Raw genomic sequence first — 26,046 nt, 5'->3', positions numbered from 1 at the left:
TGTGGCCGTAGTTCAACGACCCGGCACCGGCGAAGAAGTCCAGGTACGAGTGTCCGTCCTCATCCGTGAGCCGGGCACCCTGCGCACGGTCGAAGACCGCGGGCCAGCTGCGGCAGTAGCTGCGTACTTCCGACTCAAGACTCTCGAAGACACTCAGGGCGGGCGGGGTGATGGTCACAGCTGATCTCCTGCTCGAGGGGGGTTGTGACGGGCGGCGGGTCAGGCGTGCCCGGGAAAGCCGCGCCCGGGCGGGGCGCGGAGGGGCGTCGAGGTCCTAGAAGGGACCGATGCGGTACAGGACCTCCGGCAGGTGCGTCTCTCCGGGGAACAGGGCCCCGTCGAAGAGCACCTCGTGCTCCAGCGGCACGTCGTGACGCTGGGCGAAGGACGTGAACAGCCGGTCGGAGGCGGTGTTGTCCGGCGTGATGGTCGTCTCGACCGACGTCAGGCCCTGGTCGGAGGCGACGCGGGTGGTCAGCGCGTCCAGCAGCGTGGCCGCCAGACCCTTCCCGCGGTGGGCCCGGTCGACGGCCACCTGCCAGACGACGAGCGTCTCGGGGCGGTCGGGGCGGATGTATCCGGTCACGAAGGCGATGGGTTCGCCGTTCTCGTCGCGGGCGACCACGGAGGTCGCCGCGAAGTCACGACACCACAGCAGGTAGCTGTACGAGGAGTTGAGGTCGAGAACCTCGGAGTCGCGGGCAATGCGCCAGATCGCGGCTCCGTCCTCCACTCGCGGGGTGTCGATACTGAGGAATTCGCTTCGGGCACGTGCAAAATCTGCTGGTGCGGCGGTCATGCAAATTAAATTTACCCAGCAAAAATCAAAATTGCATCGCCGTAAGGGGTTGGGTGGGAAGGCCCGCTGTGTTATCACGCGGGCGCGGACTCCTCCCGACGGGGCGATGAATCGTGTGCGTTTGTCCTGAATTAATCGGTCATAACGGCCTCGATGTGGGTTCGGTCACATCGCTGTAACTCTCATGACATCCGCTTGGATTGCAGGGATCCGATCAGCGGGAACTGTGGTGTTTAGGTCTGAAGAACGGGGGAAGAAGAATGCGGGGAGCTACTTCGGATAAAGTAGCTCCCCTTTATGTGTCGCTAAACCGGCGACTGTGCGTGCCGAATTTAATTCAGCTGTTCGGCCAGGTTTCCCCGACAGCTGCGCGGGCAGCATCGAGGTCGGGCGTCCGGCCCGCGTCCGTGAGTGCGGCGCCCAGGGCGGCCAGCGAGGCCAGCACCGTCCCCCGCGTCGCGTCCACGCCGTAGTGGTTGACCCGGATCATCTCCTTGGAGAGCGGTCCGCCTCCCGCGACGAGCGGCAGCGCCGGGTCGGCCGCCAGCGCGTGGGCGACCAGTTCCGAGGCGTCCACGCCCGCCGGGGTGCGCAGTGTCGTGGCGACCGGCGCCGCGTCACGGGCCTCGTGGACGTACGGCTCCAGACCGCCGCCGAGTGCCGTCGCCCCCGCCCGGGTCGCCGCCGCGGCCGACGCGTGCCGCGCCATCACCGTGTCCAGGCCGTCCGCCTCGATCCGCTCCAGACACGCGTCGAGCGCCAGCATCTCCAACTGCGCGGGTGCGTGCGGCAGCGTCCTGCGGCCGCCGTCGATCCAGCGGGCCTTCCAGTCCAGCAGCGACAGGTAGGACCTGCGCGGGGCCTGCGGGTTGGAGGCCATCCGCTCCCAGGCCCGCGGGCTCACCGACACCATGGACACCCCGGCGGGTCCGCCCATGGCCTTCTGCGCGCCGATGACGCACAGGTCCACCCCCCAGGCGTCCGGCAGCAGCGGCTCCGCGCCGACCGACGCGACGGCGTCCACCATGAACAGCGCACCGTGCGCCAGGACCACCTCACCGATCCCGGCGACCGGATTGGTGTTGCCGGTCGCCGCCTCCGCGTGCACCAGCGACACGAAGTCGATCTCCGGGTGCTCCGCCAGCGCCCGTTCGACCTGCTCGGCGGTGACGGCCGAGTGGAAGGGGACCGAGAGGTCGACGACGTCGGCGCCGCAGTCGCGCAGCCAGTCGCCGAAGGTCCGGCCGTACGGCCCGGTCACGATGTTCAGCGCGGCCGAACCGGGCCGGGCGCCGCCCCGGATGCAGCCTTCGAGGGGCAGCAGAGCCTCGCCCTGCATGATGACGACGTCCTGCTCGGTGTCGAGGAGGCCGGCCACCCGCCGCTCGATCGCTGCGAAACGCGCGGCGGTGAGCGGGGCGAGGTCGAGGAACGGGTGCGTCACGGTGCTGCTCTCTTCGGGTCGGCCGGTGCGCGGTCAGCGCCTGCGTCCGAGGGTACCCAGCACCTCCCGGGCCCCCCGGCGGGCCGCCTCGTACAGTGCTGTCCATGAGCGATCAGGAGGCGGCGCCGGTGCTGCGGATCAAGGGGCGGGTGCTCGTCGGTCCCGACGAGGTCAGGGACGGACTCTGGGCGGTGGACGGGCGGATCACCTACGAGAGGCCCCCGGGCGCGGACGGCGCCGTGACGCTCACCGGCTGGGCGCTGCCCGGTCTCGTCGACGCCCACTGCCATGTCGGGCTCGACCACCAGGGCCCCGTGGACGCCGCGACCAGTGAGAAGCAGGCTCTCACCGACCGGGAGGCCGGCACGCTGCTGATCCGGGACGCGGGATCGCCGTCGGACACCCGGTGGGTGGACGAGCGCGAGGACCTGCCGAAGATCATCAGAGCGGGGCGGCACATCGCCAGGACCCGTCGCTACATCCGCAACTTCGCCCATGAGATCGAGCCCGGTGACCTCGTCGCCTACGTCGCGCAGGAGGCGCGCCGCGGCGACGGCTGGGTCAAGCTGGTCGGCGACTGGATCGACCGCGACGCCGGGGACCTCACCGCCTGCTGGCCGCGCGGTGAGGTCGAGGCCGCGATCGCCGAGGCGCACCGCCTCGGGGCGAGGGTCACCGCCCACTGCTTCGCCGAGGACTCGCTGCGGGACCTGGTGGAGGCCGGGATCGACTGCGTCGAGCACGCGACGGGGCTGACGGAGGACACCATCCCGCTGTTCGCGGAGCGCGGCGTGGCGATCGTCCCCACCCTGGTCAACATCGCGACGTTTCCCGCTCTCGCGGCGGGCGGCGAGGCCAAGTTCCCCCGCTGGTCCGCCCATATGCGACGCCTCCACGAGCGCCGGTACGACACCGTGCGCGCGGCGTACGACGCCGGGATCCCCGTCTTCACCGGTACGGACGCGGGCGGATCGCTGGCGCACGGCCTGATCGCCGACGAGGTCGCCGAACTGGTTAAGGCGGGCATCCCCGCCCTGGACGCGCTCTCCGCGACGGCCTGGGGCGCGCGCCGGTGGCTCGGCAGGCCCGCGCTGGAGGAGGGCGCCCCGGCGGACCTCGTGGTGTACGACGAGGACCCGAGGGCCGACGTGAGGGTGCTGGCCTCGCCGCGCGCGGTGGTGCTCAACGGGCGGGTGATGGGCTGACCGCCGGTTGACGCCGGAACAGGCGCCGTGTTGACCGGTGGTGACTCCGGGGCACGGCTCTCGTTGAAGCACCTCTGTGCGGCCTCCGGATCAGTCGATGGGTGCGCTCCGCGACCGGTGAAACAGGTGATTCGGAGGAACTCCTGTGCCGGTGGATTCGAATGTGTATGCGGAAACCCCTCTTTGGAGTGAACTGACGTAAGGTGTCCGTCAGTTCACTCTCTGTGCGTAAAGATTCACGGAGTCGAGGCCACCGGTGCCCGCGATGTCCCCCCTTGGACGGCGCCGGAGGCTCCATGTCTCTTGTGGGGGTTCCACCATCGTGAACAGCAACACCTTCCGTCCGGCCGTGCTGGCGATCGCCGCCGCTCCCGTCGCCCTGCTCGTCGCCGTCCCCGCGCAGGCAGCCATCGCGACGACGCCGGCCACCGGCGCCGGTGGCCACGGAAAGGCGAGCGCGGTCGTGCTGCGCGCCGGACTCGACGTCTCGCTCCTGAGTAAGTCGGTCCGGGTGCCGCTCACGACCACGCTCAACGAGGTGCACGCGCCGGCGCGTGCCGAGAGGACCGCGCTCAGCGTGCGGCTCGACGGCGTCGAGAAGGGCCGGCCCGTCCAGGTGCTGAAGGCCGATGTCGCCACGGCGGAGGCCACCGTCGACGAGCACAGGGCGGAGGGGTACACGCATCTCGCCTCGGCCCGGGTGCACGTGCCGGGGCTGCCGCTGCTCTCGCTGATCGAGGTGCGGAAGGTGACCTCGAAGGCGCTGTGCGAGGTGGGCCGCAAGCCGGTCGCGGAGTCGAACGTGCTGGGAGAGGTGACGGTGCTCGGCAAGAGGACCCGGCTCACCTCGGGGGGCACGACGGAGGTGAACGTGCCCGGCGTCGGTGAGGTGACGCTCGACCTGTCGAGGACGCAGACGACGACACGGACGGCGGCCGCGACGGCACTGCGGCTGCGGGTCTCGGTGAACCCGCTGGATCTGAACGTCGCCGAGGTGGAGGGCGAGATCACGCTCGCCGAGTCGACGTGCGAGACGCCCGGGGGAGGCGGCTCGCACAGCGGTGGTCCGGGCAACGGGGGATCGGGGAACGGGGGATCGGGGAACGGGGGTCCGGGCAACGGGGGATCGGGGAACGGCGGCTCGGACGACGGCGCTTCCGGGAACGGCGGCACCGCGGGCGGCGGCACCTCCGGCGGAGGCGTCTCGGACGGCGGATCGACGGGCGGCGGCAACGGCTCCGGCGGCGGCGAAGGTGACGGCGGCGCCCAGGGCACGGGCGGCACCGGCGGCAAGGAGGAGCCCGTCGACGTGAAGCCCCAGACCGGCTCCGACCCCGTCCGGGGCGCCGGCTCGGGCGACCTCGCCGAGACCGGGGCCGGCTCCTCGACGCCGTACATCGCGGGCGCCGCCGCCGTCCTGCTGGCGGGCGGAGCCGGTGCCACGGTCGTCGCCCGCAGGCGCGCCCGGGGCTGATCCTCCTCGGCGGAGAGCGGTGCCCGCGCGGCGGAGCACCGCTCTCCGTGCCCGGAGGGCCGTCAGCCGACGGCTCTCCGCGGCAGCCCCTGCAGGGCCAGATCCAGCGCCTGCAGGAACCGGTTGGTCGTCACACGGTCGCGTACGGCGATCCGCAGCCACTCGCCGCCCAGCCCGGGGAACGTGTCCCCGCGCCGCGCCGCGAATCCGCGTGAGCGCAGCAGTTCGCGCACCTCGTCCGCGCGCTCCAGCCGCAGCAGCACGAAGGGCCCGGCGGCCGGCTCCACCACCCGCACCTCGCTGAACTCGGCGAGCCCGGCCAGCAGATGCGCGCGGTCCACCGCGGTCCGGTCCGCCGCGTCCGCCGCCTCGACGAGCGCGCGCGGCTCCATGCACGCCTCCGCCGCGGCCAGGGCGGGGGAGGAGACCGGCCACAGCGGCTGCGCCTCCTGGAGCAGGCCGACCGTCGCCGGATCGGCGAGCACGTAGCCGACCCGCAGACCCGCGAGACCCCAGGTCTTGGTCAGGCTGCGCAGGACCACGAGCCCGGGCACGTCCTGGCGCGCGCAGAGTGCCTCGCGCTCGCCCGGTACGGCGTCCATGAACGCCTCGTCGACCACCAGCGTCCTCCCCGGCCGCGCCAGCCGCTCCAGCACGCCCGCGGGGTGGAGCACGGAGGTCGGGTTGGTCGGATTGCCGACCACCACCAGATCCGCGTCCTCCGGCACCGCCGCCGGATCCAGCCGGAACCCGTCCTCCGGGCTGAGCACCACACGGCCCACCTCGTGACCCGCGGCGCGCAGAGCGGCCTCCGGCTCGGTGAACTGGGGGTGCACGACGACCGGCCGGCTGACCGGCAGGGCCCGTGCGATGAGCACGAACGCCTCGGCCGCGCCCGCCGTGAGCAGGACTCTCTCCTCGGGCAGACCGTGCCGTCCGGCGACCGCCGCCCGCGCCGACCGTCCGTCCGGATAGGCCGCCAGTGACGCGAGCGACGTCACGATCCGCCGACGCAGCCACTCCGGTGGCGTGCCGGTCCGTACGTTCACGGCGAGGTCGATCAGATCCAGGCCGCGTACTTCCGCGTCGCCGTGGTGCCGCAGATCGGGCCCGGCGTTCTCGGTGTGCTTCGTGGGGGGCAGCATGGCAGCCATGGTGAACGGCTCGGCGCCATTCGTCGATGCCCGGGTGACGTCCACCGTTCCCCGGCGCGCCACCGCACAGGTCGCCGACGCCGACTTCCGCTTGGGAACGAGCAGTTCACCGCCGTCCATGAGCGCCGCCGCCTCCGCCACCGACCCGGTGGCCACGGCGGTGAGGGACACCGCCGACGGATGCGGCACAGGGACCTGGGCCAGAGCCTTCGCCGGGTACGACCTGACGGGCAGCCCCAGACACGCCGCGGCGCCGGTGATCCCCGGCTCGTCGGCCCGGGTGTCGAGCGTCGCCAGGGCGACCACGTCGGCGGAGGCCGCCCCGGCCTCGGCCAGCGTCCTGCGGATGAGCCCGAGCACTTCTTCGGCGGCGACGCCGTGACGGGCACCGACACCGACGACGAGCTCGGCTCGGGTCATGGGGAGCGGTCCTTCCGGGGACGGTGACGGGGACGGGGAAGCGGGACAGGGACGAGCGACGGACGGGGCGGACGGGGAGCGACGGGTAAGGGCGTCCTGAGGTGCGGGGAGCGGGGTCGATCCGCTAGCAAGGGCCCATGGCGGTATTCGTCGCGCTCGGCGCGTTCCTGATGACCCTGGCGGGCGGCTGGGTCGCGCAGCGCGTCAGCGACCGCCGTCACCTCGTACTCGGCTTCGCCGGCGGACTGATGCTCGGTGTCGTCGGTCTCGACCTGCTGCCCGAAGCGGTGGAGGCCGCGGGAGGCCTTCTCTTCGGCGTCCCCGCCGCCCTGCTGCTGTTCGTGGGCGGCTTCCTGACGGCCCATCTCGTCGAACGCTCGCTGGCCGTACGCCAGGCGGCACACGGGGCGGGCGAGGAACGGGTACCCCAGGTCGGGCTGACGGCGGCGGCCGCGATGGTGGGCCACAGCCTGATGGACGGCGTCGCCCTCGGCGCCGCGTTCCAGGTCGGCGGGGGCATGGGAGCCGCCGTCGCGCTCGCCGTCATCACCCACGACTTCGCCGACGGGTTCAACACATACACGATCACCAGCCTCTACGGGAACGCCCGCCGCAAGGCGCTCCTGATGCTGTACGCCGACGCCCTGGCCCCGATCGTGGGCGCGGCGACCACCCTGCTGTTCACCCTTCCGGAGGAACTGCTCGGCTGCTATCTCGGCTTCTTCGGCGGGGCGCTCCTCTACCTCGCCGCAGCCGAGATCCTTCCCGAGGCGCACCACGACCACCCGGCCCGCTCCACGCTGCTGTGCACGGTCGCGGGCGTGGGCTTCATCTGGCTGGTGGTCGGCGTCGCGGAGTGACCCCGCAGGGGTGGACCGGGGTGACCCCGCCCCCGGCACCACCGGATCGGGCAGGAGCGGCGTCACCCCCGGCACCGCTCCACGAAACGCCGGGCCACCTCGGGCGCCGCCGCCCAGTGCGTGTGCAGATAGCTCGCGTGCACCCCGTCCTGCACGAAGCCCTCCACGCGCCGCTCGGGCTGGTGCAGGCCCCAGGCCGGCGTCGGTCCGGCCCCGGGCTCCAGCACCGTCCGGTGGAACTCGTGGCCGCGCAGCCGGGTCCCCGCCACGGCCAGCACGCTGTCGGCGACCGCCACCGCCTGCCGGTAGCCGAGCGTCAGCCGCTCGGACATCCGGGCCGACGCGTCCAGCACCCCGCACATCGGACGCCCGTCCAGCTCCCGGGCCAGATAGAGCAGCCCGGCGCACTCCGCCGCCACCGGGGCCCCGGACAGCGCAAGAGCCGTCACCGCCCCGCGCAGCGGCTCGTTCGCCGACAGCTCCGGGGCGTACACCTCGGGGAAGCCGCCGCCTATGACCAGCCCCGAGGTGCCCGGGGGCAGCTTCTCGTCGTGGAGCGGGTCGAAGACGACCACCTCCGCGCCCGCCGCCGTCAGGAGCTCGGCGTGCTCGGCGTAGGCGAAGGTGAACGCCGCGCCACCCGCCACGGCCACCACGGGCCGGTTCTCCGGCCGGGGGCAGGCCTCCGGCTCCCACGCCTCCCCGGGCAGCTCCGGTGCTGAGCGGGCCAGTGCCATCAGGGCGTCCAGGTCGCAGCCCTCGCGGACCCGGGCGCCCATCGCGCGTACGGCGTCGAGGGCGTCGGTCCGCCGCTCGGCCACCGGGACCAGGCCCAGATGACGCGACGGGGTCGCCACCTGAGGGGCCCGCCGCAGCACCCCGAGGACCGGCAGCCCGGACTCGTCGAGGGCCTCCCGCAGCAGGGCCTCGTGGCGGTCGGAGGCCACCTTGTTCAGGATCACCCCGCCGATCCGCACCTCCGGGTCCCAGGAGGCGAAGCCGTGCACGAGGGCCGCGACCGACCTGGACTGCGAGGACGCGTCCACGACCAGGACGACGGGCGCCCGCAGCAACTTGGACACCTGGGCGGTCGAGGCGAGTTCACCCTGCCCGGACGCCCCGTCGTACAGCCCCATCACCCCCTCGACGACGGCCAGGTCGCAGCCGCTCGCACCGTGCGCGAACAGCGGGGCGACCAGGTCGGGCCCGCACATGTACGCGTCGAGGTTGCGTCCCGGCCGGCCGGTGGCCAGCGCGTGGTAGCCGGGGTCGATGTAGTCGGGCCCCACCTTGTGCGGGGACACCGCGAGCCCACGCTCCGCGAAGGCCGCCATCAGGCCCGTGGCGACCGTGGTCTTGCCGCTGCCCGACGCGGGTGCGGCTATGACCAGACGAGGAACGCTCACCACTCGATGCCTCTCTGGCCCTTCTGACCGGCGTCCATCGGGTGCTTGACCTTCGACATGTCGGTCACCAGGTCGGCGGCCTCGACCAGCTTCTGCGGGGCGTTCCGCCCCGTGATCACCACGTGCTGCGTCCCCGGACGGTCGCGCATCACCTCGACGACCTCGTCGGTGTCGATCCAGCCCCAGTGCATCGGATAGGCGAACTCGTCGAGCACGTACAGCTTGTAGGTCTCGGCCGCCAGGTCACGCTTGACCTGCTCCCAGCCCTCCCGGGCCTTCTCCTCGTTGTCGGAGTTGTCACCGTGCAGGCCCCGCTGGACCCAGGACCAGCCCTCGCCCATCTTGTGCCAGTCGACGCTGCCGCCCTCGCCGCTCGCCCCGAGCACCTTCAGCGCGTTCTCCTCGCCGACCTTCCACTTCGCCGACTTCACGAACTGGAACACCCCGATGGGCCATCCCTGGTTCCAGGCCCGCAGCGCCAGCCCGAAGGCCGCCGTCGACTTGCCCTTGCCGATGCCCGTGTGGACGAACAGCAGGGGACGGTTACGGCGCTGACGCGTCGTCAGCCCGTCGTCCGGTACCGATACAGGCTGTCCCTGTGGCATTAAGCGGCCCTCCCGGCAGCAGTGATGTCCTTGACCAGTCCGGCGATCGAGTCGGCCCGCAGCTCGTCGAGCGTGACCGCGCTGCCTCCCAGATCCCGGGCGAGCTGTGCGGCGAGACCGAGGCGTACGAACCCCGACTCGCAGTCCACGACGACCGACGCGGTGCCCTCGGAGGCGTGCAGTCGCCCGGCCCGCCCCGCCAGCGCGACCGGATCCACGCCCCCCGTCGCCCGCCCGTCCGTCACCACGACGAGCAGCGGCCGCCGCGACGGATCACGCAGCCGCTCCACGCGCAGCACGTCGTGCGCCTTCAGCAGTCCGGCGGCCAGCGGGGTGCGCCCGCCCGTCGGGAGCGACTCCAGCCGGGCGGCCGCCGCGTCCACCGACGAGGTCGGGGGCAGGGCCACCTCGGCGTCCTTCCCCCGGAAGGTGACCAGACCGACCTTGTCCCTGCGCTGGTAGGCGTCCAGCAGCAGCGACATCACCGCACCCTTCACCGCGCTCATCCGCTGCCTGGCCGCCATCGACCCGGACGCGTCCACGACGAACAGCACGAGATTGCCCTCGCGCCCCTCACGCGTCGCCTGCCGCAGATCGTCACGCCGTACGACGAGACCCCGGCCCGACCTCCCGCGTGCCCGCTGGTGCGGCGCCGCCGCCTGCACGGTCGCCGCCAGGTGCAGCTTCGTCAGCGCGCCCTCGGGCCGCCGCGAACCGGTGGTACGGCCGTGCTCGGTACGCGCCCTGGAACGCCGCCCCGCCGCGCCCTCGCCCAGACCCGGCACGCTGAGCACCTTCGTCCGGAACGGCTCACCGGCCCGCACGGGTTGCTGCTCACCGCCGCCGCCCGGCGCGGGCGCGTCCCCGCTCCCGGTGTCCTCCCGGCCGGGCGCGTCGGCGCCCCCGTCGTCCGTACCTCCGTCGTCGGAGCCGCCCGCGTCCGAGCCGCCGCCGTCGCTCTCGGGCCCGCCGCCCTGCGGGGGCACCCCGCCGCCGGGCCCGTCGGGGTCGGGATCGTCGTCGCCCTGCTCGTCCGCGGCGTCCTGCAGAGCCTCGTCCAGCTTGTCCTCGTCCAGCCCGGGCGCGTCGAACGGATTGCGCCGGCGCCGGTGGGGGAGTGCCAGCAGCGCGGCCTGCCGCACGTCGTCGGAGACGACCTCCTCGCGTCCCGCCCACGCGGCCAGCGCCGTCGCGGTGCGGGCCATGACGATGTCGGCGCGCATCCCGTCGACCTCGAACGCCGCGCAGGTCGCCGCGATCTGCCGCAACACGCTGTCGCCGAGCACCACACGGGGGAGCAGGGCGCGCGCGGAGACGATGCGTTCCCGCAGCGCCGCCTCCTCGTCCGCCCACCGTGCCGCGAACCCCGCCGGGTCGTCGTCGTACGCGAGCCGCCGCCGCACGACCTCCACGCGCAGGTCCGTCTCACGCGAGGCGGCCACCTCGACGGTCAGCCCGAAGCGGTCCAGCAGCTGCGGCCGGAGCTCGCCCTCCTCCGGGTTCATCGTCCCGACCAGCAGGAAACGGGCGGCGTGACGGACCGACACACCCTCCCGCTCCACGTAGGAGGCGCCCATGGCCGCCGCGTCGAGCAGCAGGTCCACCAGGTGGTCGTGGAGCAGATTGACCTCGTCGACGTACAGGATCCCGCGATGGGCGTCGGCGAGGAGCCCCGGCTCGAAGGCCTTCACCCCCTCGGAGAGGGCCCGCTCGATGTCGAGCGCACCCACCAGCCGGTCCTCCGACGCGCCGACCGGAAGCTCCACGGTCCGCGCCGCACGCGACACGCCCGTCCCCGCCTCGTGCGGACCGTCGGGACACGCCGGGTCGGGCGCCCCCGGGTCGCACGAGAAACGGCACCCCGCCACGACCGCGACCTCGGGCATGAGGGCGGCCAGCGCCCGCACCGCGGTGGACTTCGCGGTGCCCTTCTCGCCCCGGACCAGGACCCCGCCCACGGCGGGACTGACCGCGTTGAGCAGCAGCCCGAGCCGCAGATCGTCCTGCCCGACGAGGGCGGTGAAGGGATACGGCGTACTCACGGAGCCTCCTCTGTAACGGTCACATCTGCACTCTCACGTCCGGTCCCGGCGAACCCTCGCCCGTCCGGAGCGGGTCTTCCGGACGTTCCGGAGGCGAGGGCCGGCGCGGGCGGCGCGCCCGGCGGGACGAACGGGAGCCCCTCCGGCGCGCCGGTCTCGATCAGCCGCCACAGCGCGTCCGTGTCGGCGTGTTCCTCGATCAGGTCCCCCAGCCGGTCGAGCTGTTCCTCCCGCAGCGCCCCGAAGCTCGTGTCGGGCGCCGCCGCGAACCGGCGCCCGGCGGCCCGCGCGACCTCGGTCATGAACGCCCGCCGGAAGGCATCGCTCTCCAGCGACCCGTGCCAGTGCGTCCCCCACACCGAGCCCACCCGGCACCCGTCCAGGAACGGCTCGCCGCCGCTCACCTCGGCGACCCCGTGATGGATCTCGTAGCCCTCCACCGGTTCCCCCAGCGCCGTCCCGACCGGCCGGGCCAGCACCTTCTCGCGGCCGAAGCGGACCCGCACCGGCAGCAGCCCGAGCCCCTCGACGCGACCGGCCCGCGACTCCACGTCGTCCTCGATGCGCTCGCCCAGGACCTGGAACCCGCCGCAGATCCCCAGCACCGGCCGCCCCTCGGCGGCCCGCCGCAGCAGGGCGTCCGCCAGACCGCGCTCCCGCAGCCACGCCAGGGCCTTCACGGTGCCCCGCGTCCCCGGCACGATCACCAGGTCCGCGTCGACCAGCTCCTCCGCGCGGTCCACGAACCGCACCACCACGCCCGGCTCCGCCGCCAGCGCGTCCACGTCGGTGAAGTTCGACATCAGCGGCACGGCGCACACCGCGACCCGCAGGACGTCCTCGCCGTGCGGCGGCGCGACGACCGACTCCCGCACGGCGCCGCGCATCGACACCCGCAGCCCGTCCTCCTCGTCGATGCCCAGACCGTGGGCGTACGGCAGCACCCCGAAGGTCCGCCGGCCCGTGAGCCCGAGCAGCATGTCCAGACCGGGTTCCAGCAGCGACACGTCACCGCGGAACTTGTTGACGAGGTATCCGGCGACCAGCGACTGGTCCTCCGGGCTCAGCAGCGCCGTCGTGCCGAAGAACGAGGCGAACACGCCGCCCCGGTCGATGTCGCCCACCACCAGCACCGGGAACCGCGCCGCCCGCGCGATGCCCATGTTCACGATGTCCGTACGCCGCAGATTGATCTCGGCCGGACTGCCCGCCCCCTCGCAGATCACCGCGTCATAGGTACCCCGCAGCTGCTCCAGACAGTCCGTGACCGTCCCCAGGAGGGCCTCCTGCCGCCCCCCGTGATAGCCGCGCGCACTCATCTCGCCGACCGGCCTGCCCATGAGGACGACCTGGCTGGAGCGGTCACCGCCGGGCTTGAGCAGCACCGGGTTCATCAGCGCCGACGGCTCCACCCGGGCGGCCTGCGCCTGCATCGCCTGGGCGCGGCCGATCTCCGCCCCCTCCCGGGTGACGAACGAGTTCAGCGACATGTTCTGCGCCTTGAAGGGCGCGACCTTCACCCCCCGGCGCACCAGCCACCGGCAGATCCCGGCCGTGACGACGCTCTTGCCCGCGTCCGACGTCGTTCCGGCGACCAGCAGTCCGCCGCTCATGTGGCTCTCCGTCCCCTGGCCAGCCGCCCCGCCGCGCACACGGCGAGGGCCAGCACACTCACCCGGCGCGACAGCCGCACCGCCCGTTCGATGTCCGTGACCCGTACGTCCCGGCCCGCCCCGCCGTTGAGCACCGGCCGGTGCTCCACCCGTCCGCCGTAGGCGAGGGTGCCGCCGAGCCGCACGCCGAGCGCTCCCGCGAACGCCGCCTCCACCGGGCCCGCGTTGGGGCTGGGATGACGGTGCGCGTCGGCCCGCCAGGCACGGACGGCCTCGCGGGGGCGGCCTCCGGCGGCGACGGCGAGCGCTGCGGTCAGCCGGGCCCCCGGCCAGCCGGCGACGTCGTCGAGCCGGGCCGAGGCCCAGCCGTAGCGCCGGTGGCGGGGCGACTTGTGCCCGACCATCGCGTCGAGCGTGTTGACGGCCCGGAAGCCGACCAGCCCCGGCACCCCGCCGAGCGCACCCCACACCAGGGCCCCCACGACGGCGTCGGAGGTGTTCTCGGCGACGGACTCCACCACCGCGCGGGCGATGCCCGGCCCGTCCAGCGCCTGGGGGTCCCGGCCGCACAGGTGCGGCAGCCGCTCCCGGGCCAGCTCGATGTCCCCGGCGGCCAGGGCCCCGCCGATGGCGCGCGCCTCGCGGCCCAGCGACGTGCCCCCGACGACGGACCAGGTGGCGGCGGCCGTCAGCGCCACGGCGGCGGCCGGACGGTTCCGTACGGCACGCGCGGCCAGCGCGGCGGCGCCCGTGGCGCCCCCGGCGCAGACGAGCGTGTGCAGGACGCCCCAGCCGCGGTGGTCGCGCCACAGCAGGTTCTCGGCATGGGTCGCGGCACGTCCGAAGGCGGCGACGGGGTGGCCCCGCCGGGGGTCACCGAGCAGCAGGTCGCCGATCAGCCCCGCGGCGGCGCCGTACGCGAATACGCGGTCGGCTCGCACCGCTCAGCCGGCCGTCGTGCCTCGGAGGGCCTTCTCGGCAGGTGGTGCGGTGACCGGCTCGGGGCAGCCCGACATGGCGTATGTCCTCACTCAGGGTCCGCGCCCTGGTTCGACGTGACCGGCGACGAGAGTCTCCTGGCTCCCGGATCCGCAGTCCTCCGGCCTTCCGGTCCGCGGTGGCGGACCGTGAATTCCGTGTGGAGGCTGCTCCCCGGTGACAGTGGCGGGACCGCGCCGGATTCGCACCGGCTTCCTCTCCTGTCGCCGTGAATGGCTCCGGCAGTCCACCACGCTCCGCGAACGTCCGTCAACCTGCCGTTGACCTGCGAGGCTTCGGTGTGCTCAGACGCACATCGGGCCGGACACACACGGAGTGTGTCCGGCCCGACGCGGTCGCCCGCCCGAGGAGTCAGACGACGATCAGGAAGATCCCGTAGGCGACCGCCGCCGCGCACAGGGCGAAGCAGGCGTACGCGCCGGTGCGTGCCAGGACGCCGCCACCGCCGCCCTGCGCCGTCGCCGTCTGCTTGGCGAGACCGGTGATGCCGAGGGTGAAGAGGCCGACCAGCGCGACGGTGATCACGAGGCTGACGCCGAAGACGGACGCGAGAGCTGCCCAGTCGATGTTCATGCGGATCTGTCCTTACACCGTGGCCGGCCGGTCGGCCGGGGTCTCGGCCGTCGGGGCGTGGATGGTGGTCTTGAGGTCCGGGACGTTCAGACCGGCGGGCGGCGGGCTGACGGCCGCGATGGCGGTCGTGACGACGCCCGCGGGCTCGTCCCCGGTCGCGTTCACATTGGTGTGGTCGACCGGCTTGCGGCGTGACAGCAGCCAGATGGCGCCGGAGCCGGCGACGAGCAGGACGGCGACCACCGCGACGCCCCAGGGGCCCTGCTTGGTCAGGAACTCGGCTCCCGCGCCGACCAGGCCGGCGGCCGGCAGCGTCAGACCCCAGGCGACGAACATCCGGGTGGCGGTGGACCAGCGGACCACGCCCCCCTTGCGTCCGAGGCCCGCGCCCATGACGGCACCCGAGCAGGACTGGGTGGTCGAGAGGGAGAAGCCGAGGTGCGAGGAGGCCAGGATGACCGTGGCCGCGCTCGTCTGGGCCGCGAAGCCCTGCGGCGGACGCAGGTCGGTGAGGCCGCTGCCCATGGTGCGGATGATGCGCCATCCGCCGAGGTAGGTGCCCAGGGCGATGGCGATACCGGCGGAGGCGATGACCCAGACCGGCGGGTTGGAACCGGGGGCGAGGACGCCGCCGGTGACCAGGGCCAGGGTGATGATGCCCATGGTCTTCTGCGCGTCGTTGGTGCCGTGGGCGAGCGACACCAGGCCGGCCGAGGCGATCTGGCCGGCGCGGTACCCCTTGGCCGTGGACTTGAGCTGGGCCTCGTCGGTGATCTTCCGGTTGAGGCGGTACGTCAGCTTCGTGGCCAGCAGCGCGGCGACTCCGGCCACCAGGGGCGCGGCGATCGCGGGCAGCAGGACCTTCGTGACGACGGTGCCGCCGTTGATCGAGGACCAGCCGGCCGACATCACCGCGGCGCCGATGAGGCCGCCGAAGAGTGCGTGGGAGGAACTGGAGGGCAGGCCGACCAGCCAGGTCAGCAGATTCCACAGGATCGCGCCGACGAGCGCGGCGAAGATGACCTCGGTTCTGAGGCCGTTCTCGTTGATGATCCCGCCGGAGATCGTCTTGGCGACCTCCACCGACAGGAACGCGCCGACGAGGTTGAGAACGGCGGACATGGCCACCGCTGTCTTGGGCTTGAGGGCGCCGGTCGAGATGGTGGTGGCCATCGCGTTGGCGGTGTCGTGGAAACCGTTCGTGAAATCGAACACGAGAGCTGTTACGACAACAATCGCAAGCAGCAGCGTGATGTGTTCCATTTACCCAGGCAATCGTTCGACGTCATTGGCACGGGGAACGTAAGCAACCTGGGTGAACGGAAGATGAACTGGGCAGGGCGGCACGGTGACCCCAAGCGCGTGGGCGGGTTCCGCTTGTGTGCGCGACGCGTGGGGCCGGGCCCCCGCGGCCGGTGCGGGGCCCGGCCCCACGCGTCGCGGAAGATCGCCGCCATGACCGATTTGCCCCGTTGGCGAGACGTCGGTCACGTCGCCTTAGGATCCCCGCATGAGTGACGTGGGCAAGGACGCGATCGGGCAGACGTGGGACGCGGTCGTCGGGACGGCCCGGCGGACCGCGGCGGACGGCCTGGTCGTGGGGACCTCGGGCAACGTGTCGGCCCGGGTGGGCGACATCGTCCTGGTCACCCCCAGCGGGGTTCCCTACGACCGCCTGGCGCCCGGGGACGCGGTCGGCGTCGACCTCGCAGGACGGCAGGTCCTGGGCGACATGGTCCCCACCAGCGAGCTCCCCCTCCACCTGGCCGTCTACCGCCACACCGACGCCGCGGCCGTCGTCCACACCCACGCCGTGCACGCCACGGCCGTCTCCACCCTCGTCACCGAGGTGCCGCTCGTCCACTACGCCGCCGCCCTCCTCGGCGGCCCCGTCCGCACCGCCGCCTACGCGCGCTACGGGACGCGCGAGCTCGCCGACCACATGCTGACCGCCCTGCGCGACCGCACCGGGTGCCTGCTGCGGAACCACGGCACGGTCACCTACGGGAACACCCTCGACCAGGCCTACGACCGCACCGCCCAGCTCGAATGGATGTGCAGGCTCTGGCTCACCGCCAGCTCCGTGCCCGGCCACAGCCCCACCCTCCTCACCCCCGCCCAGCTGCGCGACGTGCAGGACGCCCTGGAGGGGTACGGACAGCCTGGCTGAACCGGGCGGCCCACCGTACGGCCGAGGCCCACTGGCCGTCGGCGCCGCCGCCCGGGAGACTGGAGCCGTGCGCCCGGCAACAGCGGCGGCAGTGGCCGCCACCTCGGTCATCGGCGTCGGCGCGGCAGCGGTCGCCGCCGGACGCTACGCCAGCGACGCCGCCCTCGGGGCGCCCTCGCCACGGCCCTTCCCGGCCGACCGCCGCCTCACCGTGCACGCCGTCGCGGCCGGGCAGGTCACCCTGACCCGCTCCTTCTCCGCGCTGCGGCCCGGCACGTACGGCCTGACCGGCCGCGACGTCCACGCGGTCGTCGGCCCGGTGATCGAACAGCCGCCCGGCGACCCGGCGGTCTCCGCCGACACCGTCGTACGGCGGCTGGAGCGCGTCACCCTCGGAAACCTGAAACCGGGCACCAGGGTCCGCCTCACCCCGGAGCTCCACCGCGGCGACCCGCTCGCCGCCCTCGGGCTCGCGTACAAGGAGGTCGAGGTCCCCGGCGAACTCGGCGCCCTGCCGGCCTGGTTCGTGCCCGGCGCCCGCGACACCTGGGTGATCACCGTGCACGGCCTCGGCACCACCAGGGACCACCCCCTGAATCTGACGGGGTTCCTCCACGACCGGCAGTTCCCCGTGCTCGACCTGGCCTACCGGGGCGACCCGGGCGCCCCGCGCTCCCCGGACGGACTCGCCCACCTCGGCGAGTCCGAATGGCGCGACCTCGACGCCGCCGTCCGCTACGCCGTCCGCTACGGGGCCGAGCGCGTCATCCTGCACGGCTGGTCGTCCGGCGCCTCGATGGCCCTGCACGCGGCCGTCAACTCCGCCCTCCGCGACCGCATCAGCGGCCTCGTCCTCGACTCCCCGGTCCTGGACTGGAGGACCACCCTGCGCGCGCTCGCCTCGGCCCGGGGCGTCCCCTCCGCGCTGCTGCCCCTCGCCGTCAGGGCCGCCCAGGGCCAGACCGGACTGCACGGCGCCCGGCTCCTGGACACCTCGGTGCCGACCGCCCTGCACGTGCCCACACTCGTCCTGCACGGCCCCGACGACGCCCTCGCCCCCTGGCAGCAGTCCCGGGAGCTCGCCGCCCGCCGGCCCGACCTCGTGACCCTGCACCCCGTGCCACGGGCTCCGCATGCGGCGATGTGGAACGCGGACCCCGCCGGTTACGAAGAGGCGCTCCGGCGTTTCCTCACGCCCCTGATGTGAGCTGATGGGCCGGAACCGCCCGGTTGGTGACCCGTCCCGGAGCCCCTCCGAACCCCGGTGACACGGCTTCCGTTTGGGCTTTCGGCCCGTCAGAGGCAAGACTGCTCCTCGTGACGTCCCGTACCCCGCGCGACTCCAGGCTGCGACTTGTCCGCCCGCGACCCCAGGCAACCGCCCGCAAGGCCGTGACGACCCGGCGCACCAGGCCGGCCCCCCGCCCACCCGAGGGCACACCGCCCCCGGCCGAACTGGCGCGCCAGGCCAGGGCCGTCCTGGCCGACGCCGTGCGGATCGCCCACTGGGCCGCGGACGGGACGAGCACGGGCTCCGCCCCGCTCGCCGCCCGGACCCTGGAGCGGGCCGCCGCCGCACTCGCACTCGCCCCGGCCCAGGTGCAGGCCGGATGGGACCGGGCCAGGCTGGCCGGACTCATCGAGCTGCACGGCGACACCGCGCGCCCCGGCTGGCGGCTGCGCGCCTGGGACCGTGACGACTCCGCCGTGCTCCGCGGCTGGGTGGCGCTCTTCGACGCGTGGTCGCTCGTCCACGCCTCACCCGACGGCATCGAGGCCACCGCCGTGGCCGAGGCCGTCGAGGCGGTACCCCAGGTGCTGTCCCTCCTCCAGCTCTCGGCGGGCCCCGTCACCGTGCCCGCCCTCCTCGACCTGCTCGGCCAGCGCGTCGCGGAACTCCACGAGGAGCGGTGCGAGGTGCCGTACGGGCCGCAGGAGCAGCCCGCGCCCACCGGCGCGGAACCGGCCGACCTGAACGCGCTGCTGCTCGACTGGGCCCTGGAGGGCCTCGCCTCCGTCGGCGCGCTCACGCTGGGCGCCGGCCACGCCACCCTCACCCCGCTGGGCAACTGGGCGGTCTGGGTCAAGCTGGAACAGATCTGCGTCGCGGCCCAGAGCCCCGCCGGCAACATCGAGCAGTCCGCCGCCGACATGCTGCTCGGCTGCGCACGCCTCACCCCCGGCCCGGCCCGCGCCGAATACCGCGCCTGGCTCGCCGCCCGGCCCGTCGGCAGCGCCGTGGCCGAACTGCTCGCCGTCGCCCGAGGTGAGGACGCCCTGCTGCGCGGCCTCGCCTTCGAGGCGCTGCGCGTCGTCGGCGCCCCCGCCGAGCCCGTGGTCCGCTCCGTCGTCACCGAGGCGCCGCTGCGCCCCTACGCGCTGCTGTGGCTCGCGGAGTACGAGGGCACCGACCCTGACGACGCCCAGGACGTCCTCAGCCGTGAGGAGGCCACCTGGCTCTGGGTCGACACCGCCGCGGCCGTGGCCGACCACGGTGAGACCGGGCTGCTGGTCCGTCATCTCGACTCCGCCGTCCAGGGCACGGTTCCCGCGCTCCTGGACGAGGTGAGAGCCGTCGGGCACCCGCGGACCGTCCAGGTGCTGGTCGCCCTGGCCGCCGCCCACCCGGACCCGGCCCTCGCCAAAGCCGTACGCCGCGCGGCCTTCCAGGTGCACACCGGCGGGGTGTGACCCCGCCGCCCCGGGGGCCTCAGCCCGAGGACCCCGGGGCGTACGTACCGAAGCTCCAGACGTTGCCCTCGGCGTCCCGCGCCATGTAGTCGCGGGAGCCGTAGTCCTGGTCGGCCGGCGGCATCAGGATCTCCACGCCGTGCTCCACGGCCCGCGCGTGGTGGGCGTCCACCTCGTCGACCACCACGTACACCCCGGCAGGCCCGCCGCCGGCCATCGCCTCGGCGAAGACGCCCCCGCGCCCCCTGGAGCCGAGCATCACCCTGCCGTTGCCGCAGGACAGCTCGGCGTGGAGCACGCTGCCGTCGTCCCCCTCGTACACCGCCTCCTCGGTGAACCCCAGGGCCTCGGTCAGCACCCTGATCGCGGCCTTCGCGTCGTCGTACAGAACCGTCGGGAAGATCGTGGGAACGCCGCCCGTGCCTGCCATCGGACTCACCCTCTCCTGTCTCACGCGTACCCGGTCGATGTGATCCGCGTCTCAGTTTTCCATCGGTCGCCGACGGTGTCGGCGGAAGGTGTCGCGGCGGCCCGGGTCCCGTTGCGGAAGCCCGTCGTGAACCACCGCCGGCGCTGCGCGGACGAGCCGTGGATGTGTCCAGGCCGGCGTCGTCGTCGAACCGCGTCCGCCACCACCCTCCGTTCCGGCCGCTGCACGCCGCGTGCGCGGCCCTGTGCCGAGTATCGGCCCGTTCGGTGTGAAATGCCCGGTCGGGTGAGGTGCTGCGGTGGTGCGGCGGCGCGGCGGGAGCATGCGGAAAAGCAGGTGGACACCGCCAGTAGACTGAGTCCATGGCAATTCTCCTTGTGCATTAGACGGCGTCGAGTCGTGAACCCGCTGTCCCTCCGCCGTCCATACCGCCTTGGAGTTTTTCCGTGATCACCGCTTCCGGCATCGAGCTGCGTGCCGGCGCCCGCATCCTCATCGAGTCCGCCTCCTTCCGTATCGCCAAGGGCGACCGCATCGGCCTGGTCGGCCGCAACGGCGCGGGCAAGACGACCCTCACCAAGTGCCTGGCGGGTGAGGGGACGCCGGCCGGCGGCACCATCGCCCGCAGCGGCGAGGTCGGCTACCTGCCCCAGGACCCGCGCACCGGGGACCTCGAGGTCCTGGCGCGTGACCGCATCCTCTCGGCCCGCGGTCTCGACGAGATCCTGCGCAAGATGCGGGAGAACGAGGAGCGGATGTCGAACGGCAAGGGCGCCACCCGCGAGAAGGCGATGAAGAAGTACGAGCGCCTGGAGACGGAGTTCCTCACCAAGGGCGGATACGCCGCCGAGGCCGAGGCCGCCACCATCGCCGCCGCGCTCAGCCTGCCCGACAGGGTGCTGGGCCAGCCCCTGCACACCCTCTCCGGCGGTCAGCGCCGTCGCGTCGAGCTCGCCCGGATCCTGTTCTCGGACGCCGACACCCTGCTCCTCGACGAGCCCACCAACCACCTCGACGCCGACTCCATCGTCTGGCTGCGCGACTACCTGAAGTCCTACCGGGGCGGCTTCATCGTGATCTCCCACGATGTCGAGCTGGTCGAGACCGTGGTCAACAAGGTGTTCTACCTCGACGCCAACCGCGCGCAGATCGACATCTACAACATGGGCTGGAAGCTCTACCAGCAGCAGCGCGAGGCCGACGAGAAGCGCCGCAAGCGCGAGCGCCAGAACGCCGAGAAGAAGGCCGCGGCCCTGAACTCCCAGGCCGACAAGATGCGCGCCAAGGCGACCAAGACCGTGGCCGCGCAGAACATGGCCAAGCGCGCCGAGCGCCTGCTCTCGGGGCTGGAGGCCGTGCGAGTCTCCGACAAGGTGGCGAAGCTGCGCTTCCCCGAGCCGTCCCCGTGCGGGAAGACCCCGCTGATGGCCGAGGGGCTCTCCAAGTCCTACGGGTCGCTCGAGATCTTCACCGACGTCGACCTCGCCATCGACAAGGGTTCACGCGTCGTCATCCTCGGCCTCAACGGCGCCGGCAAGACGACCCTGCTCCGCCTCCTCGGCGGCGCGGAGAAGCCCGACACCGGTGAGGTCATCGAGGGCCACGGCCTCAAGCTCGGCTACTACGCCCAGGAGCACGAGACCCTGGACCCGGACCGCACGGTCCTGGAGAACATGCGCACCGCCGCTCCCGACCTCGACCTCGTCGAGGTCCGCAAGACGCTCGGCTCCTTCCTCTTCTCCGGCGACGACGTGGACAAGCCCGCCGGAGTGCTCTCCGGCGGCGAGAAGACCCGGCTCGCCCTGGCGACGCTCGTCGTCTCCTCCGCCAACGTGCTGCTGCTCGACGAGCCGACGAACAACCTCGACCCGGCCAGCCGCGAGGAGATCCTCGGGGCCCTGCGCACCTACAAGGGCGCGGTCGTCCTCGTCACCCACGACGAGGGCGCGGTCGAGGCGCTCCAGCCGGAGCGGATCATCCTGCTGCCCGACGGGGTCGAGGACCTCTGGGGCGCGGACTACCGTGACCTGGTCGCCCTGGCCTGATCCTGGAGGCTCCCGTATCCGGTGCGGAACCCCGTGATCCAACGAGTCTGGATCATTCGGCCCATCGGTGATCCATCATCTGGATGAGCACGTCTCGTACCCCGGCGCGGCGCCCGGCAGATAGCTGCCGGGCGCACTCATTTCCGGCCACCTCGCCCCGTACGGCCCTGACCTGCCCGTTTTTCCCTCAGCCGCTTCCGAATGGCGTCCAGGCCTGTGGGAATGCTGAATTCCGCTTGTGTCGGACCGCTCCGGGGCGCGGAATCCCGTCGTACGTACCTTGCCGAATGGGTGGCCAGGAAGCGCGGGAGGGGTGATCATGAGAGTCCAGAGCGCACTTCCTTGAGGAGGCACGGGTGGCCGAGACTCTGAAGAAGGGCAGCCGGGTGACCGGCGCCGCGCGCGACAAGCTCGCGGCAGACCTGAAGAAGAAGTACGACTCCGGTGCGAGCATCCGGGCGCTGGCCGAGGAAACCGGTCGCTCCTACGGATTCGTCCACCGGATGCTCAGCGAGTCCGGAGTCACGCTGCGGGGACGCGGCGGGGCTACTCGAGGCAAGAAGGCCGCTTCGGCCTGACGGCGGGCGACGGTCACGGGCCGGTCCGGACCGGCCCCGGAGCTCACCGGAACACCGGGTGGCCACCCGGTCGGCCATCAGGTCGTCCGGGTGGTTACTGTTCAGTACTCGTCCAGTACGTGCTGACTGCACCCGGCTCCGGAGGCGCTCCATGACCTCGCTCGACTCTGTGCTCGACAAGGACGGTGTACGGCTCACCGTCGATGACGCGGTTGCCACGGTGACGCTCACCAACCCGGCCAAACGCAACGCTCAGTCTCCCGCTCTGTGGCGGGCGTTGGCAGCGGCCGGACGAGCGCTCCCCGGCAGCGTGCGGATCGTCGTGCTGCGCGGCGAAGGCAAGTCCTTCTCCGCAGGACTCGACAGGCAGGCGTTCGCACCCGAGGGATTCGACGGCGAGCCGTCCTTCCTCGACATGGCACGCGGCTCCGAGGCGGACCTCGACGCGACCATCGCCGAGTACCAGGAGGCGTTCACCTGGTGGCGCCGCAACGACATCGTGTCGATCGCGGCGGTCCAGGGGCACGCCATCGGTGCCGGCTTCCAGCTCGCCCTCGCCTGCGATCTGCGGATCGTCGCCGAGGACGTGCAGTTCGCCATGCGCGAGACCAGCCTCGGACTCGTTCCCGACCTCACGGGCACGCACCCCCTGGTGAACCTCGTGGGGTACGCCCGCGCGCTCGAGATCTGCGCCACCGGGCGCTTCGTGCACGCGGAGGAGGCCGAGCGCACCGGCCTCGCCAACCTCGTGGTCCCCGCCGATCAGCTCGACGCGGCAGGGAGCGACCTGGCCGCCGCCCTGCTGGCCGCCCCGCGTGACGCGGTCGTCGAGACCAAGGCGCTGCTGAGTGGTGCCCTTTCGCGTACGTACGAGGAGCAGCGCACCGCCGAGCGTGCCGCACAGGGCCGTCGGCTGCGCGATCTCGCCGGTCTCGCCGACTGAGCGGCCGGGGTGCTCGCGCCCCGCCGCCCCTCACCGTCCGGTGAGGGGCGGCGTCAGTCCCGTTCCACCACCGCCGTGACGAGTACCGCGACCGTGGGAGGGCCTTCCACGGCGTCGGCCACCGCCCCGCGCACCGCCCGTGCGACATCGAGCGCCCGATGTCCCTCCGCCGTCGCGAGCTCCACCCGGACGTGACTCTCCGACTGCTGAACGGGGCTGCCCAGCACCCGGGTCAGCGACACGACGCCCGGGACACCGGCCGCCGCCGTGCCGGCCGCCCCGTCGGGTTCCGCGGCCCGGACGTCCGCGTCCGGCTCCGAGGCCGGCCGGGGTTCCTCCTCCAGCAGCTCCGTCACCCGCAGGTCGACCTCGTCGACCACCAGGCCGAGCCGCTGGGCCGCTGCCGTCAGCAGAGCCGCGCGCAACGCGTCGGCGGTCGCGGGCAGCGGCCGCCGGACCGTCGCGGAGAAACCCGCCTCGATCCGCAGCGGCCCGGGCGGCAGCGCGCTGGGAGGCCCGGGAACCACCGGTTCCGGAGCGTGATCAGGCTCGGCGAGGGCGATCCGGAGCGTTCCCAGCACGGCCCCCGAACCGGCTGCCGCGTCCCGCAGCACGGCGGCGGCCGCCCGTTCGGCGATCCACGAACAGTCGGAGGGGCCGCCCAGAGGGAGCAACCTGCCCAGGCCGAGCCGTTGGCGTACGGCAGCGGTCCATCCGTCGGCCCGGTGCGGGCTGTCAGCCGTTGTCATTGCCCCAGCCTGCCCCATCCACGGCGCGGGACCGGGGAAGCGCACTTACTGTGGGCCACGGAAGTCCAACCCGCAGGAAGGAAAGAGCGGCGATGACCGAGAACCCGCAGCAGAACAGGCCCGACAGCCCCGGCGCGGCGTCCCGCGGCGACGACGGCAGGCAGAGCCAGCTCACCAAGCGTGGCGGGGGAGCTCCCGCCACCCGCGGACGCACCACCATCGCCGACGGCGTGGTCGAGAAGATCGCCGGAATGGCGGCACGGGACGTCGTCGGGGTCCACGCCATGGGCAGCGGCCTCTCCCGGACCTTCGGTGCGGTGCGCGACCGTGTTCCCGGCGGCAAGTCGGTGACCCGCGGCGTCAAGGCGGAGGTCGGCGAATCGCAGACCGCGCTCGACCTGGAGATCGTCGTCGACTACGGCGTGGCGATCAGCGAGGTGGCCCGTGACGTCCGTGAGAACGTCATCGCGGCCGTCGAGCGGATGACCGGCCTGGAGGTCGTCGAGGTCAACATCGCCGTGAGCGACGTCAAACTGCCCGACGAGGACGACGACGAGGACGAGTCCGAGTCACGCGTCCAGTAGACCTCCCCCGTCGGCAGTTGAGGAGAGCACACGATGAGCATGGCTGTGGTCGGCCTGGTGGCCGGTATGGCGCTCGGTTTCGCCGGGTACTTCGGCGGGTTCGGGGCCTTCGTGCTGGTGGCCGCGCTGGGCGCGGTCGGCTTCGTCGCCGGCCGCTTCCTGGACGGTGACCTGGAACCCGGCGACTTCTTCCGGAGTCGCGAGCGCGGCGACCGGCGACGGTGAGGGGGGGAACCGGCCGGGTCGACCCCGCGGAGCGCGGGCAGACCCGGATCGCCGACCGGGTCGTCGCGAAGATCGCCGCGCAGGCGGCGAAGGAGGCCGCAGACGAGCGGCCCGACTCCGCCGCCCCGCCCCGCGCCACCGTCACCGTGCACAACGACACCGCCCGGGTGCGGGTCAGCCTCGACCTCGCCTACCCCTGCGACATCGGCCGCCAGTGCGGGTCGGTACGTCGCCGGGTGACCGAGCGGGTAAGAGCACTGGCGGGAATGGAGGTGCCCGAGGTGGCGGTCCAGGTCGAACGGCTGCATCCGTCGGGAGCGGGCACCGCACCGGAGGGGAGGATCCGATGACCGAGCCCCAGGACCCGGAGAACAGCACCCGGCGCCTGCCCACCGTCGGGCCGGCGACGTCGGGCGGCGTGCTCGCGACGGACCGGTCCGCCTCGGGCTCGACCTACGAGGCCGCGCCCGCCCCGGAGCAGCCGGGCGGCAGGGCCGGCCGCTTCTGGTCCGGCCGCAGGATCCCCGCGGCGCTCGTCGCCCTGGTCGTCCTGGGCGCCGCCGGAATCCTGCTCTACGACATCGCCGCCGTGCGCGCGGACCACCCGGCCATGCAGTGGCGGCGATCCGTCGCCGACGACCTGGCGAGCCGTCACCTCGACGACGTATGGGTCCTCGCGGGGTCCGCGCTGGCAGCGGCGCTCGGACTCTGGCTGCTCCTGCTGGCTCTCACTCCCGGGCTGCGCGCCCTGCTTCCCATGCGCCGCCGGCACACCGGTGTACGGGCCGGGCTCGACCGGACCGCCGCCGGCCTCGTCCTGCGCGACCGGGCCGTGGAAGTGGCCGGTGTGCAGTCCGTACGGGTGAAGATGAGCCGCCGTAGGGCGACCGTGCGGGCGCTCTCGCACTTCCGTGAACTCGACGAGGTCAGGGCCGATCTGGACAGCGTCCTGTCCACGGCCGTCGGCGAACTGGACCTGGCCCGGCCGCCCGGCCTCTCCGTGCACGTGCGCCGGCCGGCGAAGAAGGGGTGACCCC

Annotated in this window: 25 protein-coding genes, 1 pseudogene and 1 riboswitch; of the genes and pseudogenes, 13 read left to right on the top strand and 13 right to left on the bottom strand. The window is 73.1% G+C overall.

Annotated elements, in window-relative coordinates; translation table 11 throughout:
* The 3 genes and pseudogenes from IA22_RS36605 to IA22_RS0130830 form a co-directional block, all read right to left on the bottom strand.
* A pseudogene (locus IA22_RS36605) lies at positions 1–178 on the bottom strand (diaminobutyrate--2-oxoglutarate transaminase); the annotation flags it as partial.
* Between the two features lie 96 nt (positions 179–274).
* Positions 275–799, bottom strand: a complete 525-nt coding sequence (gene ectA / locus IA22_RS0130835; protein WP_078605624.1) for a diaminobutyrate acetyltransferase — start codon at positions 797–799, stop codon at positions 275–277.
* A 337-nt stretch (positions 800–1,136) separates the two neighbouring features.
* Positions 1,137–2,243 carry a pyridoxal-phosphate-dependent aminotransferase family protein gene (locus IA22_RS0130830; RefSeq protein ID WP_030125483.1) on the bottom strand — a complete coding sequence of 369 codons (1,107 nt, stop codon included), beginning with the start codon at positions 2,241–2,243 and terminating at the stop codon, positions 1,137–1,139.
* Positions 2,244–2,347: 104 nt separating this feature from the next.
* On the opposite strand from IA22_RS0130830, the gene IA22_RS0130825 reads away from it, so the two are divergent.
* Both IA22_RS0130825 and IA22_RS0130820 read left to right on the top strand, forming a co-directional pair.
* Positions 2,348–3,448 (top strand): amidohydrolase family protein, encoded by a 1,101-nt coding sequence (locus IA22_RS0130825; RefSeq protein WP_030125482.1) that lies wholly within the window; start codon positions 2,348–2,350, stop codon positions 3,446–3,448.
* A 322-nt stretch (positions 3,449–3,770) separates the two neighbouring features.
* The gene (locus tag IA22_RS0130820; protein ID WP_030125481.1) at positions 3,771–4,922 is read left to right on the top strand and encodes an SCO1860 family LAETG-anchored protein; all 1,152 of its coding nucleotides are present in this window, start codon (positions 3,771–3,773) and stop codon (positions 4,920–4,922) included.
* 62 nt (positions 4,923–4,984) lie between these two features.
* Here the strand turns inward: IA22_RS0130820 and cobC are convergent, their stop codons facing one another.
* Positions 4,985–6,496 (bottom strand): Rv2231c family histidinol phosphate aminotransferase CobC, encoded by a 1,512-nt coding sequence (cobC, locus tag IA22_RS0130815; RefSeq protein ID WP_081889904.1) that lies wholly within the window; start codon positions 6,494–6,496, stop codon positions 4,985–4,987.
* Between the two features lie 137 nt (positions 6,497–6,633).
* On the opposite strand from cobC, the gene IA22_RS0130805 reads away from it, so the two are divergent.
* Positions 6,634–7,356, top strand: a complete 723-nt coding sequence (locus IA22_RS0130805; RefSeq protein WP_014156974.1) for a ZIP family metal transporter — start codon at positions 6,634–6,636, stop codon at positions 7,354–7,356.
* A 62-nt stretch (positions 7,357–7,418) separates the two neighbouring features.
* Here the strand turns inward: IA22_RS0130805 and IA22_RS0130800 are convergent, their stop codons facing one another.
* From IA22_RS0130800 to IA22_RS0130770, 7 genes are all read right to left on the bottom strand, one after another.
* Positions 7,419–8,765 (bottom strand): cobyrinic acid a,c-diamide synthase CobB, encoded by a 1,347-nt coding sequence (locus IA22_RS0130800; protein WP_030125479.1) that lies wholly within the window; start codon positions 8,763–8,765, stop codon positions 7,419–7,421.
* A complete protein-coding gene (gene cobO, locus IA22_RS0130795; protein ID WP_014156976.1) occupies positions 8,759–9,367 on the bottom strand; it encodes a cob(I)yrinic acid a,c-diamide adenosyltransferase in 609 nt (202 codons plus the stop codon). The genes IA22_RS0130800 and cobO overlap by 7 nt, the downstream gene beginning before the upstream one ends.
* The gene (locus IA22_RS0130790; protein WP_030125478.1) at positions 9,367–11,409 is read right to left on the bottom strand and encodes a putative cobaltochelatase; all 2,043 of its coding nucleotides are present in this window, start codon (positions 11,407–11,409) and stop codon (positions 9,367–9,369) included. The genes cobO and IA22_RS0130790 overlap by 1 nt, the downstream gene beginning before the upstream one ends.
* The gene (locus IA22_RS0130785; RefSeq protein WP_030125477.1) at positions 11,406–13,022 is read right to left on the bottom strand and encodes a cobyric acid synthase; all 1,617 of its coding nucleotides are present in this window, start codon (positions 13,020–13,022) and stop codon (positions 11,406–11,408) included. Before IA22_RS0130785 ends, IA22_RS0130790 begins: the two co-directional genes overlap by 4 nt.
* Entirely contained in the window at positions 13,019–13,963 is a 945-nt protein-coding gene (locus tag IA22_RS0130780; RefSeq protein ID WP_014156979.1) for a cobalamin biosynthesis protein, read from the bottom strand. The genes IA22_RS0130785 and IA22_RS0130780 overlap by 4 nt, the downstream gene beginning before the upstream one ends.
* Before the next feature lie 128 nt (positions 13,964–14,091).
* Positions 14,092–14,219, bottom strand: a riboswitch (cobalamin riboswitch).
* A gap of 153 nt (positions 14,220–14,372) precedes the next feature.
* A complete protein-coding gene (locus tag IA22_RS0130775) occupies positions 14,373–14,594 on the bottom strand; it encodes a hypothetical protein (protein ID WP_014156980.1) in 222 nt (73 codons plus the stop codon).
* 12 nt (positions 14,595–14,606) lie between these two features.
* Positions 14,607–15,857: an inorganic phosphate transporter gene (locus tag IA22_RS0130770; protein WP_015576681.1), complete on the bottom strand. Its 1,251-nt coding sequence runs from the start codon at positions 15,855–15,857 to the stop codon at positions 14,607–14,609.
* A 247-nt stretch (positions 15,858–16,104) separates the two neighbouring features.
* Between IA22_RS0130770 and IA22_RS0130765 the strand changes: the two genes are divergently transcribed.
* From IA22_RS0130765 to IA22_RS0130755, 3 genes are all read left to right on the top strand, one after another.
* The gene (locus IA22_RS0130765) at positions 16,105–16,764 is read left to right on the top strand and encodes a class II aldolase/adducin family protein (protein WP_030125476.1); all 660 of its coding nucleotides are present in this window, start codon (positions 16,105–16,107) and stop codon (positions 16,762–16,764) included.
* A 67-nt stretch (positions 16,765–16,831) separates the two neighbouring features.
* Entirely contained in the window at positions 16,832–17,971 is a 1,140-nt protein-coding gene (locus IA22_RS0130760) for an alpha/beta hydrolase (protein ID WP_030125475.1), read from the top strand.
* Positions 17,972–18,156: 185 nt separating this feature from the next.
* Positions 18,157–19,455, top strand: a complete 1,299-nt coding sequence (locus IA22_RS0130755) for a hypothetical protein (RefSeq protein WP_014156984.1) — start codon at positions 18,157–18,159, stop codon at positions 19,453–19,455.
* Positions 19,456–19,474: 19 nt separating this feature from the next.
* On the opposite strand, the gene IA22_RS0130750 is transcribed toward IA22_RS0130755, so the two are convergent.
* Positions 19,475–19,885, bottom strand: coding sequence for a VOC family protein (locus IA22_RS0130750; protein ID WP_030125474.1), 411 nt, complete (start codon positions 19,883–19,885; stop codon positions 19,475–19,477).
* A gap of 446 nt (positions 19,886–20,331) precedes the next feature.
* On the opposite strand from IA22_RS0130750, the gene IA22_RS0130745 reads away from it, so the two are divergent.
* The 3 genes from IA22_RS0130745 (at position 20,332) to IA22_RS0130735 (ending at position 23,451) form a co-directional block, all read left to right on the top strand.
* Positions 20,332–21,930, top strand: coding sequence for an ABC-F family ATP-binding cassette domain-containing protein (locus IA22_RS0130745; protein WP_014156986.1), 1,599 nt, complete (start codon positions 20,332–20,334; stop codon positions 21,928–21,930).
* A 356-nt stretch (positions 21,931–22,286) separates the two neighbouring features.
* Positions 22,287–22,508 (top strand): helix-turn-helix domain-containing protein, encoded by a 222-nt coding sequence (locus IA22_RS0130740; RefSeq protein WP_006123601.1) that lies wholly within the window; start codon positions 22,287–22,289, stop codon positions 22,506–22,508.
* A gap of 151 nt (positions 22,509–22,659) precedes the next feature.
* Complete coding sequence (locus tag IA22_RS0130735) at positions 22,660–23,451, top strand: enoyl-CoA hydratase/isomerase family protein (RefSeq protein WP_030125473.1); 792 nt, start codon at positions 22,660–22,662, stop codon at positions 23,449–23,451.
* A gap of 53 nt (positions 23,452–23,504) precedes the next feature.
* Here IA22_RS0130735 and IA22_RS0130730 read toward each other — a convergent pair whose 3' ends face one another.
* Positions 23,505–24,200, bottom strand: a complete 696-nt coding sequence (locus IA22_RS0130730; protein WP_030125472.1) for a hypothetical protein — start codon at positions 24,198–24,200, stop codon at positions 23,505–23,507.
* A 92-nt stretch (positions 24,201–24,292) separates the two neighbouring features.
* Here IA22_RS0130730 and IA22_RS0130725 point away from each other — a divergent pair, with 92 nt between their 5' ends.
* From IA22_RS0130725 to IA22_RS0130710, 4 genes are read left to right on the top strand one after another with little or no spacing between them, the layout of a single operon-like run.
* A complete protein-coding gene (locus tag IA22_RS0130725; protein ID WP_014156989.1) occupies positions 24,293–24,784 on the top strand; it encodes an Asp23/Gls24 family envelope stress response protein in 492 nt (163 codons plus the stop codon).
* Positions 24,785–24,817: 33 nt separating this feature from the next.
* Positions 24,818–25,009 carry a hypothetical protein gene (locus IA22_RS0130720; protein WP_014156990.1) on the top strand — a complete coding sequence of 64 codons (192 nt, stop codon included), beginning with the start codon at positions 24,818–24,820 and terminating at the stop codon, positions 25,007–25,009.
* Positions 25,006–25,359 (top strand): hypothetical protein, encoded by a 354-nt coding sequence (locus IA22_RS0130715; protein WP_030125471.1) that lies wholly within the window; start codon positions 25,006–25,008, stop codon positions 25,357–25,359. Before IA22_RS0130720 ends, IA22_RS0130715 begins: the two co-directional genes overlap by 4 nt.
* Positions 25,356–26,042 carry a DUF6286 domain-containing protein gene (locus tag IA22_RS0130710; RefSeq protein ID WP_015576672.1) on the top strand — a complete coding sequence of 229 codons (687 nt, stop codon included), beginning with the start codon at positions 25,356–25,358 and terminating at the stop codon, positions 26,040–26,042. The genes IA22_RS0130715 and IA22_RS0130710 overlap by 4 nt, the downstream gene beginning before the upstream one ends.
* Positions 26,043–26,046: the final 4 nt, after the last annotated feature.

This window comes from Kitasatospora papulosa (assembly GCF_000717245.1).
In the GTDB taxonomy this organism is placed as follows: Bacteria; Actinomycetota; Actinomycetes; order Streptomycetales; family Streptomycetaceae; genus Streptomyces; species Streptomyces papulosus.
Note: the sequence above shows the minus strand (reverse complement) of the source record. Positions and strands in the feature narration are given on the sequence as shown.

Excerpts from the sequence above, each read along its gene's own strand:
- ectA (WP_078605624.1), bottom strand. The coding sequence starts at position 799 with ATGACCGCCGCACCAGCAGATTTTGCACGTGCCCGAAGCGAATTCCTC.
- IA22_RS0130825 (WP_030125482.1), top strand. The coding sequence starts at position 2,348 with ATGAGCGATCAGGAGGCGGCGCCGGTGCTGCGGATCAAGGGGCGGGTG.
- cobC (WP_081889904.1), bottom strand. The coding sequence starts at position 6,496 with ATGACCCGAGCCGAGCTCGTCGTCGGTGTCGGTGCCCGTCACGGCGTC.
- IA22_RS0130805 (WP_014156974.1), top strand. The coding sequence starts at position 6,634 with ATGGCGGTATTCGTCGCGCTCGGCGCGTTCCTGATGACCCTGGCGGGC.
- cobO (WP_014156976.1), bottom strand. The coding sequence starts at position 9,367 with ATGCCACAGGGACAGCCTGTATCGGTACCGGACGACGGGCTGACGACG.
- IA22_RS0130785 (WP_030125477.1), bottom strand. The coding sequence starts at position 13,022 with ATGAGCGGCGGACTGCTGGTCGCCGGAACGACGTCGGACGCGGGCAAG.
- IA22_RS0130775 (WP_014156980.1), bottom strand. The coding sequence starts at position 14,594 with ATGAACATCGACTGGGCAGCTCTCGCGTCCGTCTTCGGCGTCAGCCTC.
- IA22_RS0130770 (WP_015576681.1), bottom strand. The coding sequence starts at position 15,857 with ATGGAACACATCACGCTGCTGCTTGCGATTGTTGTCGTAACAGCTCTC.
- IA22_RS0130765 (WP_030125476.1), top strand. The coding sequence starts at position 16,105 with ATGAGTGACGTGGGCAAGGACGCGATCGGGCAGACGTGGGACGCGGTC.
- IA22_RS0130750 (WP_030125474.1), bottom strand. The coding sequence starts at position 19,885 with ATGGCAGGCACGGGCGGCGTTCCCACGATCTTCCCGACGGTTCTGTAC.
- IA22_RS0130735 (WP_030125473.1), top strand. The coding sequence starts at position 22,660 with ATGACCTCGCTCGACTCTGTGCTCGACAAGGACGGTGTACGGCTCACC.
- IA22_RS0130730 (WP_030125472.1), bottom strand. The coding sequence starts at position 24,200 with ATGACAACGGCTGACAGCCCGCACCGGGCCGACGGATGGACCGCTGCC.
- IA22_RS0130725 (WP_014156989.1), top strand. The coding sequence starts at position 24,293 with ATGACCGAGAACCCGCAGCAGAACAGGCCCGACAGCCCCGGCGCGGCG.
- IA22_RS0130720 (WP_014156990.1), top strand. The coding sequence starts at position 24,818 with ATGAGCATGGCTGTGGTCGGCCTGGTGGCCGGTATGGCGCTCGGTTTC.
- IA22_RS0130710 (WP_015576672.1), top strand. The coding sequence starts at position 25,356 with ATGACCGAGCCCCAGGACCCGGAGAACAGCACCCGGCGCCTGCCCACC.